An 11,563-nucleotide genomic window follows, 5' to 3' on the forward strand; every position below is an offset into this window, starting at 1 on the left:
CCCATGGCTCGCGCGGTGCGTCTGTCCGACTATGCCGGCGCGATGGTCGCGGCGGCGCGGCGCGAAGCCTCTTCAACACTTCATTCGATGGGGCTGTTCTCCGGCCTGCACGATCTGGGCCCCCTGGCCAGTGAAGTCGGTCCGCTGCCAGAGGATTTCTACGCCAGTCAGCCGGCGCGCGGTACCGACATCCTGTCGGGACGCTTTCAACTCGCCGGCGATCTCCTGTCGATCGACCCGGCACACGACAATATCTGGCTGAAGCCGGCCCCGACCCGCGCCTTTGCCCGTCGCCTGCACGGCTTCGGCTGGCTGCGCGATGTCATCGCCGCACCCGCGTCGCACAATGACGATGATGATGCAGACGAGGCGCCCGCCAGTCCGCCGTACAGCGCCGTCGCGGCGCGGCAGCTGGTCGACGCCTGGATCAAGGCGTTCGGGCGCTGGAACAGTTTTGCCTGGAGCCACGGAGTGCTGTCGGCCCGCATCATCAACTGGCTGCGCGCCGGCGAGGTCCTGTTCGAGACCGGGGAGGCCGACCGAAAGGTGCGGAATGTCCGCCTGCGCAGCCTCTTGCGTCAGGCGCGCTACCTGCAACGCACCATCCCGCTCGCTCATGACGGAGCCGTCCGGCTGCGCTGCGCCATCGCCCTGAGTTTTGCCGGCCTGTGCATTCCGCGCCAGGCGGCACTCCAGAAAGCCGGCCTCGCTGCGCTGGAAAAGGAAGTGAAGCGCCAGATCCTGCCGGATGGTGGACATGTCTCGCGCTCACCGCGGGCCGGCACGGAGGCCCTGATCGACTTGCTGGCCCTGCGTGACGTGGCCGAGAAGGCCGGCGTCGAGTTTTCGCGCGAGATCGTCCGGGCGATTGACCGTCTGGCCCCGATGTCGCGCTTCTTCCGCATGAGCGATGGCGGTCTGGCAAGTTTTCATGGCGGTGGCGAATGTGATCACGGCGCCCTGAAACTGGCGCTGTCGCGGGACGAAACCAGCGCCAAGCCATTCGGGTTTGCGCCTCATTCCGGCTATCACCGGGCCGAAGCCGGCGGTGCAACGATCATCCTCGATGTTGGCAAGGCGCCGCCCGGTGTTCTCAGCGCCGGCGCCCATGCCAGCGCGCTGGCCTTCGAGCTTTGCACGACCGGTGGACGCCTCGTGGTCAATTGCGGCTGGCATGATGACCAGCCGTCCAGCTGGCGCGAAGCGGTGCGCGCCACGGCGGCCCATTCGACGCTGACGCTCGAGGAAACCTCATCCTCGCGCCTGTTCGCTCCGGGCTGGAGACGCGACCTGCTCGGCCCGCGCCTGGCATCGGCCCCCGGTCCGGTCACGGCGCGGCGCAATGAAGAGGAAATGGGGGTCTGGCTCGAAGGCATCCACGAAGGCTATCGCGAGGAATACGGCCTGTCGCACCGGCGACGCGTGTTCCTGGCCGCTGACGGTGGCGATCTGCGCGGCGAGGACGCCCTGTTCCGCCCGGTCTCTGATGGCCCGCCCGACAATGTCGATGTGCGCTTCCGTTTCGCCATCCGCTTCCACCTCCATCCCGACGTCCGCGCCTCGCTGTCACGCGACAGCATGAGCGCGCTTCTGGTCCAGCCGGACGGCGATGGCTGGCGTTTCCGGACCGATGGCGGACCCATCCGGCTGGAACGGTCGGTCTATCTTGCTGCCGGCGCACCTCCACAACGGGCCACGCAAATTGTAGTACAGGGCGAAGCTGAGCCGTTCGGCGCCGGAGACCGTCCGCCGAACCGGGTTCGCTGGGCCTTCCAGCGACTGGGCCGGGTCGGCGGGACGCAGGGGGAGGCCGGATGAGCAAGACGCCATCCAGGGCGCGCGGGACCACGTCGTTCCGCAGCCAGATTTCCATGGTGGGGGTTGCCCTGTTCGACCTCGCGGCCGGTGCCTTTTCAATGTGGGCCGCCGTACTGCTGCGTTATCGGTTCGAGCCCACGTCCGTACCTGACGACGTTGCCCTGCAGGCGGTGGCCGTGTTTGCGCTGGCCTGCGCCATCATCTTTCCGATCGAAGGCCTGCATCGCGGCCTGTGGCGCTATACCGCGCTGAACGACGCTGCGCGCATTGTGCGCGCCATCGTGCTTGCCAATCTGGTCTTCCTGCCGATCCTTTTCCTGATCAACCGGCTCGACGGCTTCCCCCGCACGTCGATCCTGCTGGAAATGCCGATCCTGCTTTTCATCCTGCTGGCCGCGCGATTGTCAGTCGCCGCCTTGCGGACGCAGGGCCTGCGGGGCGCCCTTCAGATCGAGGATCGCTCCAAGCCGACGGCCATCCTGGTCGGCACCGATCTGGAACTCGACGACGCCCTGCGCGATCTTGGCCGGCGCAACGGTTCAGCGCCGTTCCGGACCAAGGGGCTGATCGAACCGGGCGCCAGTCTGACCGGACACGCCATTCGCGGCATTCCCGTGCTGGGCGGCCTGGAAGCCCTGCCGGCAGCGCTCAAGCGACTGTCTGAAGTGGAAAAGGATGCACCACGCCTGGTACTCGCCGGCGCTCATCCCGATGCCGACCTGGTCAACCAGCTGATCCGGATTGCCTCGCGCACCGGGGCGAAACTATCCCGGGCCCGCCCGTCGGACGGGCGTGAGGCCTTCTCACCGGTCGAAGCGGCCGACCTGCTGAACCGTCCGCCACGACCGCCCAACCTGTCACCGGCCCGGCCGCTGATCGAAGGGCGCACGGTTCTGATCACGGGTGCGGGCGGCACAATCGGCTCGCAACTGGCGCGCCTTGCCGCGACCCTGGGCCCGAAAAAGCTCATCCTGTTTGATGCCTCCGAGGCCAATCTCTACGAAATCGACCTGGAGTTTGCGAAACGCTTTTCCGGCATCGCCTGGCGTGCCGTACTGGGCGATGTGCGCGACCGCGACCGCCTGGATCAGGTATTCTGCGAGGAGAAGCCGGACGTTGTCCTGCACGCGGCCGCGCTCAAGCATGTCCCGATGAGCGAGCGCAATCCCGGGGAAGCCGCGCGCACAAACATCATCGGCACAGTCAACACGATTGAGATATCCCAGCAATACGGAGCGCGGGTCGTGGCGCTGATCTCGACTGACAAGGCCGTCAATCCGGGCAATGTCATGGGCGCTACCAAACGCGCCGCCGAGCTCTATGCCCGCGCCGCAGCCGGGCGCGCCAAGGAAACCCGTGTCTGTGTCGTACGTTTCGGCAATGTGCTTGGCTCGACCGGTTCGGTTGTTCCCCTGTTCGAGCGTCAAATCGAAGCGGGAGAACCCGTCACGGTCACGGATCCGGAAGCGACCCGCTATTTCATGACCGTCGAGGAGGCGTCCGGTCTGGTGCTCGATGCTGCAGCCCAGACAGCGGCCGACCCCGCCCTCAATGGCGCGCTCTATGTACTCGACATGGGCCGGCCGGTCTCGATCATGCGGCTGGCGCGCCAGCTATTGCGCCTGCGCGGCCGCGATCCGGATGCGCCGGGCGCAATCCGCGTCGTCGGCCTGCGACCGGGTGAGAAGCGCCATGAAAGCCTAGTCTACGACTTTGAAAGCACGATCGCGACCTCGATTGACGGTGTCTGGGCCGTGACCGGACCTGACCTGGATGCGACCGCGGTCAGCGCCGGACTGGATGCCATCGTCACAGCCGCCAGCAGCGGTGACGGGGCGGGCGCGTCGGCTGCACTGGAAGCCATGTGCAAGCTGCGCCCCTCGATGCTGGAAGATTGACTTGCCGGCCCGCCGTGATACCTCGCCGCGGATCACCGGAATAGAGCAACGGAGACCGTTCCATGTCAGACCATGACCTCGCGCCCGTCCGGCGCGCCCTGATTTCCGTCTCCGACAAGGCCGGCCTGGTCGAGCGCGGCCGCCAGCTTGCCGATGCCGGCGTTGAATTGCTGTCGACCGGTGGGACGCTGCGCGCCCTCAAGGATGCCGGCATCCCCGCAAGGGATGTTTCCGAGGTCACCGAGTTTCCCGAAATGATGGATGGCCGTCTGAAAACGCTGCATCCGCGGGTGCATGGCGGCCTACTGGCACGCCGCGACAATAGCGAGGATCGCGCCGCCATGGGCGAGCACGGCATCCCGCATATCGACCTCTTGTACGTCAACCTCTACCCGTTCGAGGAGACCGTCGCCCGGGGCGGCGCCTATGCCGATTGCGTCGAGAATATCGACATCGGCGGGCCGGCCATGATCCGGGCCGCGGCCAAAAACCACGCCTGGGTCAATGTCTGTGTCGACGGCGATGATGTCGACCGGGTGCTGGCCGACATGGCAAAACATGAAGGCCATACCGGTCTGTCCCTGCGCAAATCACTGGCCGCGAAGGCCTATGCCCGCACGGCAGCCTATGATGCCGCCATCTCCGGCTGGTTTGCCGACACACTGGAAGACCCGGCTCCCGACTATCGCGCCTTTGGCGGCGCCCTGACCCAGGCCCTGCGCTATGGCGAGAATCCGCACCAGAATGCCGCTTTCTACACCACCGCAGAAAACCGGCCCGGCATTGCGACCGGACGTCAGGTCCAGGGCAAGGCCCTGAGCTACAACAACCTGGCCGACGCCGACGCCGCGTTTGAGCTGGCCGGCGAATTCGACGCGGGCGACAAGGCCGCCGTGATTATCGTCAAGCACGCCAATCCCTGCGGGGTGGCCCTGCATGACGATCTGGCCGTGGCCTATGAGAAGGCCTTCGCGGCCGATCCGATCTCGGCCTTTGGCGGCATTGTCGCCACGAACCGCAAGCTGGACGCTGAAACGGCGGGCGAGTTGGTCAAAATCTTCACCGAAGTGGTGATCGCGCCGGATGCCGATGAAGACGCGTTGTCGGTCCTTTCTGCCAAATCCAACCTGCGTGTCCTGCTAACCGGTGGCATGCCGGACCCGAAGCAGGGCGGCTGGCTCACCAAGACGGTTGCCGGTGGACTTCTGGTCCAGGAACGCGATATCGGGATGATCGCCGCGTCCGACCTCAGACTTGTCACCAAACGCGCGCCGACCGACTCCGAGATGGCCGATCTCCTGTTCGGCTGGAAAGTCGTCAAGCACGTGAAATCAAACGCAATTGTCTATGCACGCAATGGTTCAACCGCCGGCATAGGCATGGGTCAGACCAGCCGGCTTGAGGCTGCCCGCCTTGCCGTCCGCAAGGCCGAGGCAACAGCCGAGGAGAATGGCTGGGACGAACCGCGTACCAAGGGCTCGGTCTGCGCTTCGGATGCCTTCTTCCCCTTTGCCGACGGATTGCACGCAGCCGTCGAGGCCGGTGCGACGGCCGTTATCCAGCCTGGCGGCTCGATTCGCGACGAAGAGGTCATTGCAGCCGCCGACGAAGCCGGTATCGCGATGGTATTCACGGGGATGCGCCACTTCCGCCACTAGGCGGCACGACGGGCGCCTGAACGTGAATCAAGTAAACATTGCCTGATGCGGTCGGCCTGCCGCATCGTGCCTGAATGACGACGAAACCCATCCTCCACGGCGCCGGCGTACTGGCTGCCCTGATCATCAGCGGTCTGGGACTTTCCGCCACCGGCAATGCCAGTGGCTGGAGCGTTCCCGTCCGCTCTCTCGAGGCCCAGGCCGCGCTGCTGCGCGATGATATCGAGATCCGCCTGCCCGAAGCAGCGACCGGGCCGGTTCCGGCCGTGATCATGCTGCACGGCTGCGGCGGATTGCGTCAGGTCCAGGCGGCCTATACCGACGATGTGGTCGCGGCCGGCTATGCCGTTGTGATCGTCGACTCACTGTCACCCCGCAGGATCGGGCGTCTTGGCGCCATGAGCCAGGTCTGTACGGCCTTGCGTCTGTGGGGACAGGAACGGGCTGCCGACATCCCCGCCGCGATCGCCGTCGCCGCCGGCAATCCCGGCATCGACGCCAACAGGCTGGCACTTGTCGGTTGGAGTCATGGTGGCTGGACGGTCCTGGAAGCCCTGGATTTTGCTGCAGAGGGCCGCGCCTCACCGGTTATTGATCCGGCCCCGGCCACGCCCCTGGCCGGGGTTCGGGTGGCGGTCGCGATGTATCCCTATTGCGGCTTTCCGATCCGGGCTGACGGACGCGGGTTTTCGGCCGGTATCCCGTTGCGCGCCATTCTCGCAGAGCGCGACATGATTGCGCCGCACCGTGATTGCGAACGCCTGTTCAACCGGTCCAATGCAGCCGGTGTCGCTGTCGATTTCGAGATCTGGGACGGGCTGACCCATGCCTTTGACGAGCCCGATCCGCCACCGGATCCGCGCATCGAGTACAATGCGGGCGCGGCTCAAAGAGCGCGCGCCCGTCTTGTTGTCTGGCTGAATGAAGCCTTCGCCGATCAGGGCTGAACGACGGACGCCATCTCGCCAAGCTGGGTCGAGGCAATTGCCAGTTTTGACAGGGTCCAGGATCCCGACTCATCGAGTTGACGCTGCACCGAATCGACCCGGCCCGCCTCTTCCTCATTGATCGTGTTCCAGGCTTCCACCAGCGCATCGGCCCATTCGCGGGACGGGTCTTCAACGCCCGACGCCAGGGAACCGCCGGCCTGTACGGCAAAACGCATGGCCGAGCCGGTGAAGGCCTGCTGGCTGGCGTAGAAGTCCTCCATCAGACGGCGCACCGCGAGCCGGTCCCAGTGCAGTTCGGAGGAGACTTCCTGGCCGAGCCCGCGCAGGCGGTCGAACTTAAACCGGGCACCAACGGCGTGATAAATATAGGCCGTCGAGGCGAGTGGCCAATCCGATCCCATCGCCATATCGATTACATCCGTCGAGGATGTCAGCGGCCGCAATTCGGCCACCGCCAGGGCGATATCCTCCGGCGCGCCGCCTTCGATGAAACGCTTCTGGCGCGCTTTGACACCCCGGCGCTCATGGGTCGAGATGATCTCGTGCACCATGGAGCGCAATTGCTGGACGCCAGGCTGATAGCCCTGGATGACATCCGTGATGGCGTCCGGCTTGGCTGATTTCTTGTTGCGGCCCCGGCGCACCAGCCAGTAGGTCTGGCGGCGCAGCAGGCGGATGATTTCCTCGTGCAGCTGGACCTGCACACTGGCCGGCGCCTTGTTGTCGAGCGCGTTGATCGCATCAGTGATTTCGGCAAACCCGAAGATCTGGCGGCCAGCCTCAAAAGCCCGGGCAATCGCCGGAACTGCAGCGGTCGTTGAATCGATAGCCCGGTGAATGAAGGTGGGACCGCCGAGATTGATCATCTCGTTGGCCAGCACAGTCGAAATGATCTCCCGCTTCAGGCGGTGACCGTCCATGGCCTCTTCAAAGTCGTGAAGCCCTTTCGGGAAGTAGCTGACCAGCATGGATTTGAAGTGCGGATCGTCCGGCACGTCGGACGCCACAAGCTGGTCAAACAGCGTGATCTTGGCATAGGAATTGAGGACAGCGAGCTCCGGGCGTGTCAGCCCCTGATCCCGAGCTTTCAGACCACGTACCTGCTCGACCGACGGAAGGCCCTCGACATCGCGATCGAGCTGACCCAGTTCCTCGAGCCGGGCCATGAAACGCTCATGGGCATCGAGGTCAGCCGCCGCCGTGTGTTCTGCCAGGGAAAGCGCGAGCGACTGGTCGTAATTGTGACGGAGCACATGCTTTGCCACGTCATCCGTCATGGATTCCAGCAGCTTGTCGCGATCCGCACGATTCATGTCGCCATTGCGGACCATGGGCCGAAGCAGGATCTTGATATTGACTTCGTGGTCCGAGCTGTCGACGCCGGCCGAATTGTCGATGAAGTCGGCATTGGCTCGGCCACCATTCTGGCCGTACTCGATGCGGGCAGCCTGGGTGAAGCCGAGATTGGCACCTTCACCGATCACCCTGGCACGAACCTCGGTGGCGTTGACGCGAAGACCGTCATTCGTCTTGTCGCCGACTTCCCAATGCTGTTCCGACGTCGCCTTGACATACGTGCCGATCCCGCCAAACCAGAGCAACTCGACATCGGCTTTCAGCAGGGCATTGATCAGCTCGACCGGGCTGGCGCTGTCCTTGGTCAGACCGGTCAGGGCCTTGATCTCGGCGGACAACGGAATTGATTTCGCGGACCGGGCGAAGATGCCGCCGCCCTTGGAAATCAGTGTCTTGTCGTAATCCTGCCAAGAAGTACGCGGCAGGTCGAACAGGCGTTTGCGTTCATTCCACATCGTGTCCGGATCGCCCGGATCCGGGTCGATGAAGATGTCACGGTGATCGAAGGCAGCGACCAGGCGGATCTGCTTCGAGAGCAGCATGCCATTGCCGAACACATCGCCCGACATGTCACCCACGCCAATCACGCTGAAGGGTTCGGCCTGGATATCCTTGCCCATCTCACGGAAGTGACGCTTGACGGATTCCCAGGCACCGCGCGCGGTAATGCCCATCTTCTTGTGATCATAGCCGGCCGAGCCACCCGAAGCGAAAGCATCGCCGAGCCAGAAATCGAACTCGTCCGTGGCGAGGCCATTTGCAGTGTCCGAGAAGGTCGCCGTGCCCTTGTCGGCGGCAACAACGAGATAGGGATCATCTTCATCCCAGCACTCGGTGGCGCTGGGATGGATGACCACGTCATCGACGATATTGTCGGTCAGGTCGAGCAGGCCTCGAATGAAGGTCTTGTAGGCCTCGCGTCCGGCCTCGAAGATTTCCTCGCGCGAGCCGTTGCGGGGCAGGGCCTTGGGGTAGAATCCGCCCTTCGAGCCCACCGGCACGATGACGGCATTCTTGACCTGCTGGGCCTTCACCAGGCCGAGGACTTCCGTGCGGAAGTCATCGCGCCGGTCCGACCAGCGCAACCCGCCACGGGCGACGGGTCCAAAGCGCAGGTGAACGCCTTCCACATCTGGCGACCAGACGAAGATTTCACGATAGGGCTTGGGCAGCGGCAGCTCTTCCAGCAGTTCACTGGCAATCTTGATCGCGATACGGGGCTTGGGCTGGCCGCTCGCGTCAGTCTGGTAAAAATTCGTCCGCAGCGTCGCTTCCACGAGATGGAAGATGCGGCGCAGGGCGCGGTCATGATCGAGACTGGCGACGGCGTCGAGGCGCTTGCGCAAGCCTTCCGACACGTCCCAGACTGCATCGGACCGGGTTTTCTGATCGGTGGTAAAGGCCGGGTCAAACTTGACCCGGGCCAGCTCCAGCAGGCCGCGGGCGATGTCCGGATAGGCGGCGAGCGCCTCTTCCTGGATCGCCTGGGACGGATCGAGCCCGGTCTGTTGGCGATACCGGGCGCACGTGCGCAGGAAGGCCGCCTCGCGCCAGTTCACACCGATTTCGACGATGAGGCGGTTGAAGCCATCATCCTCAGCCCGGCGATCCGCAATTGCCAGCAGGGCGTCTTCAATGTTCGGCGCCAGCTCCTTGAGATTTTGACCCTTGAGTGCATCCGACTTCATTTCGAAGTCATGGATATGGGCGCGGTCGAAGGGCTCGCCATTGGCGCCGCGGCGATCGACCGGAAAGCCGGTTTCCTGCACCACGTAAAGACCGAGATTCTCCAGCACCGGCATGACCCGGGACAGGGAAACCGGCTTGCCGACGCGGTAGATCTTCAGCCGCAGGTCGGTGTCGCCGTCATCGGCTTCGCGGTAGACACGAACCGCAACCTTGTCGGAACCGGACAAGGATTCAAGCTTCAGGACGTCAGCGAGCGCCTCTTCGGGATCATAGAGCTCACGATAGCCGGCCTTGAAGGCGTCCTGGTAGGCGCCCATGCGCAGGCGGATATCTTCCGGCGCGTTGCGACGGACATGGGTTTCCAGATCATCTTCCCAGGTTCGCGCGAGGCGCGCGACCTTGCGCTCAAGCTCACCGGTCTCGGGTTCCGGGTGATCGAAAGGATTGAGGCCGATAATATAGTGAACCCGGGCCAGCGAACTGTCGCCGAATTGCGGATAGAAGGCCGACAAACGCCCGCCAAAAGCCTCGCGTATCAGCTCGCCGGCCTGTTCGCGGACCTTCGAATTGTAACGGTCGCGCGGGACAAACAGCAGGGCAGAAACGAAACGGTCGAACTGATCGCGACGGATGAAAAGCTTCGTTCGCGGCCGATCGTGCAGGTGCAGGATGCCGAGCGAGATTTCCAGCAGATCATTCTCGTCCATCTGGAAGAGTTCATCGCGCGGGAAGTTCTCGACGGTATTTCGCAGCTTCTTGGCCGAGTGGGTACCCGGCGTCTTGCCGGCCCGTTCAAGCACGCGCCGCACCTTGCGACGGATCAGCGGGACCGCGCTGGCAGACTGGTCATAGGCTTCAGCGGTGAACAGGCCGACAAAGCGAGCCTCGCCAATGACGGCACCGTCCTCGCGGTACCGCTTCACGCCGATATAATCCATGTAGACGCGACGATGGACGCGCGACTTCATGTTGGCCTTGGCGACGATGATCGGGCTGGGTTCGCGCAGGAATGTCTCGATGGCCGGCGTCAGAACGGCCGGTTCGGAAGCCTTGCGCAGGACATGGCGATCCGGGTCCCGCAAAACGCCGCGGCCGGTTTCCGGCCGCACGCGCGGATGGCGTTGGGCCATAGAGCCGCCATCATCGACCTCGAAGTCGTAGACCCGGCAGCCGAGGAAAGCGAAATGATCGTCTCGCAGCCAGCGCAGGAATTCCATCGCTTCGGCCAGCTCGTCCGGTGCGGCATGGGTGCGGGCCGCCGAGAGGTGGGCAATGGCCTCATCCATCTGGGCGCGCATGTCGGTCCAGTCCTCGACAGCAACACGAACATCGTCGAGCGTCGCAGTGACGCCCTCGATCAGCGTACGCCGGGACAGCTCGTCGAGGGGCGGCAGGTGGACCTGGATCATGGATTCGGCGAGGCAGCGCCCGCCTTCGCCGACCCGGTCACCGGCATTGTCGCGACGGACCTGCACGATCGGGTGGAACATGGCGATGATGTCGTGACCCTGCGCCCCGACCTCGCCCATCACCGAGTCGACGATGAAAGGTCGGTCGCGGCCGATGATTTCGAGCACGTCGCGCGGCAGGTCAGAGCCGTCGACCCGGGTCGCCGTTCGCATCCGCACCAGGATGTCGTCACCCGGCCGGCTGTCGCCAAACTGCCAGAAATCAACGCTCAGTGCGGCGAGGTCGCACGGGCCAACCCGTTCGAGATCCTCGGCCAGCGCATCATCATAGATTTGTGAGAAGAAGGAATTTCCGGGCTCACCGCATTCGGCGCCGAAAAGCTCGAGCCAGCGCTTTCGCGCCGCCTCCATGAAATCTGCGCGGCTGTAAGCGTGCGCGACTCCGACGACCGCCCCCATGTGGCGCTCCCTGGACTGTTATGTTTGTGATCCGACCCTAGTCCTGTTTGAAATGCGTGCAACCCGCCTACGCCGTTGAAAACGCAAACATGCCATTCTTTTTCTCAAGTCTTGAAAAGGTAGCGATAACGGCGCCGCCGGGTAGGGACAGGGGAACCCGGCGGCGCCTGGCAGACCTCATAGGCAGGCTGGGGGGACGCACATTGAGGCCTGATCTTCGCGAGCGGCCACCGGCAGGCGGGAATGGGGGGACACCACGCCGACCGGTTTGCCGCTACGACTTCCATGTAGAAAGCCCGTCCGGGATTTAAAGCCCGGGACGGGCT

Annotated in this window: 5 protein-coding genes; 4 read left to right on the plus strand and 1 reads right to left on the minus strand. The window is 64.2% G+C overall.

Annotation, left to right across the window (positions count from 1 at the left end; genetic code table 11):
* Positions 1–3: 3 nt before the first annotated feature.
* The 4 genes from QZZ02_RS08590 (at position 4) to QZZ02_RS08605 (ending at position 6,321) form a co-directional block, all read left to right on the plus strand.
* Positions 4–1,818 carry a heparinase II/III family protein gene (locus QZZ02_RS08590; protein WP_291843686.1) on the plus strand — a complete coding sequence of 605 codons (1,815 nt, stop codon included), beginning with the start codon at positions 4–6 and terminating at the stop codon, positions 1,816–1,818.
* Positions 1,815–3,716, plus strand: coding sequence for an SDR family NAD(P)-dependent oxidoreductase (locus QZZ02_RS08595; RefSeq protein WP_291843687.1), 1,902 nt, complete (start codon positions 1,815–1,817; stop codon positions 3,714–3,716). The genes QZZ02_RS08590 and QZZ02_RS08595 overlap by 4 nt, the downstream gene beginning before the upstream one ends.
* A 62-nt stretch (positions 3,717–3,778) precedes the next feature.
* Complete coding sequence (purH, locus tag QZZ02_RS08600; RefSeq protein ID WP_291843688.1) at positions 3,779–5,374, plus strand: bifunctional phosphoribosylaminoimidazolecarboxamide formyltransferase/IMP cyclohydrolase; 1,596 nt, start codon at positions 3,779–3,781, stop codon at positions 5,372–5,374.
* Positions 5,375–5,448: 74 nt separating this feature from the next.
* The gene (locus QZZ02_RS08605; RefSeq protein WP_291843690.1) at positions 5,449–6,321 is read left to right on the plus strand and encodes a dienelactone hydrolase family protein; all 873 of its coding nucleotides are present in this window, start codon (positions 5,449–5,451) and stop codon (positions 6,319–6,321) included.
* Here the strand turns inward: QZZ02_RS08605 and QZZ02_RS08610 are convergent.
* Entirely contained in the window at positions 6,312–11,237 is a 4,926-nt protein-coding gene (locus tag QZZ02_RS08610) for an NAD-glutamate dehydrogenase (RefSeq protein WP_291843691.1), read from the minus strand. The two genes, QZZ02_RS08605 and QZZ02_RS08610, sit on opposite strands and share 10 nt — an antisense overlap.
* Positions 11,238–11,563 lie beyond the last annotated feature (326 nt).

The organism is Maricaulis sp. (assembly GCF_015665295.1).
Lineage (GTDB): Bacteria > Pseudomonadota > Alphaproteobacteria > Caulobacterales > Maricaulaceae > Maricaulis.

What these genes read in the sequence shown, in the direction of transcription:
- QZZ02_RS08590 (WP_291843686.1), top strand. Translation starts at nt 4, where the DNA reads ATGGCTCGCGCGGTGCGTCTGTCCGACTATGCCGGCGCGATGGTCGCG.
- QZZ02_RS08595 (WP_291843687.1), top strand. Translation starts at nt 1,815, where the DNA reads ATGAGCAAGACGCCATCCAGGGCGCGCGGGACCACGTCGTTCCGCAGC.
- purH (WP_291843688.1), top strand. Translation starts at nt 3,779, where the DNA reads ATGTCAGACCATGACCTCGCGCCCGTCCGGCGCGCCCTGATTTCCGTC.
- QZZ02_RS08605 (WP_291843690.1), top strand. Translation starts at nt 5,449, where the DNA reads ATGACGACGAAACCCATCCTCCACGGCGCCGGCGTACTGGCTGCCCTG.
- QZZ02_RS08610 (WP_291843691.1), bottom strand. Translation starts at nt 11,237, where the DNA reads ATGGGGGCGGTCGTCGGAGTCGCGCACGCTTACAGCCGCGCAGATTTC.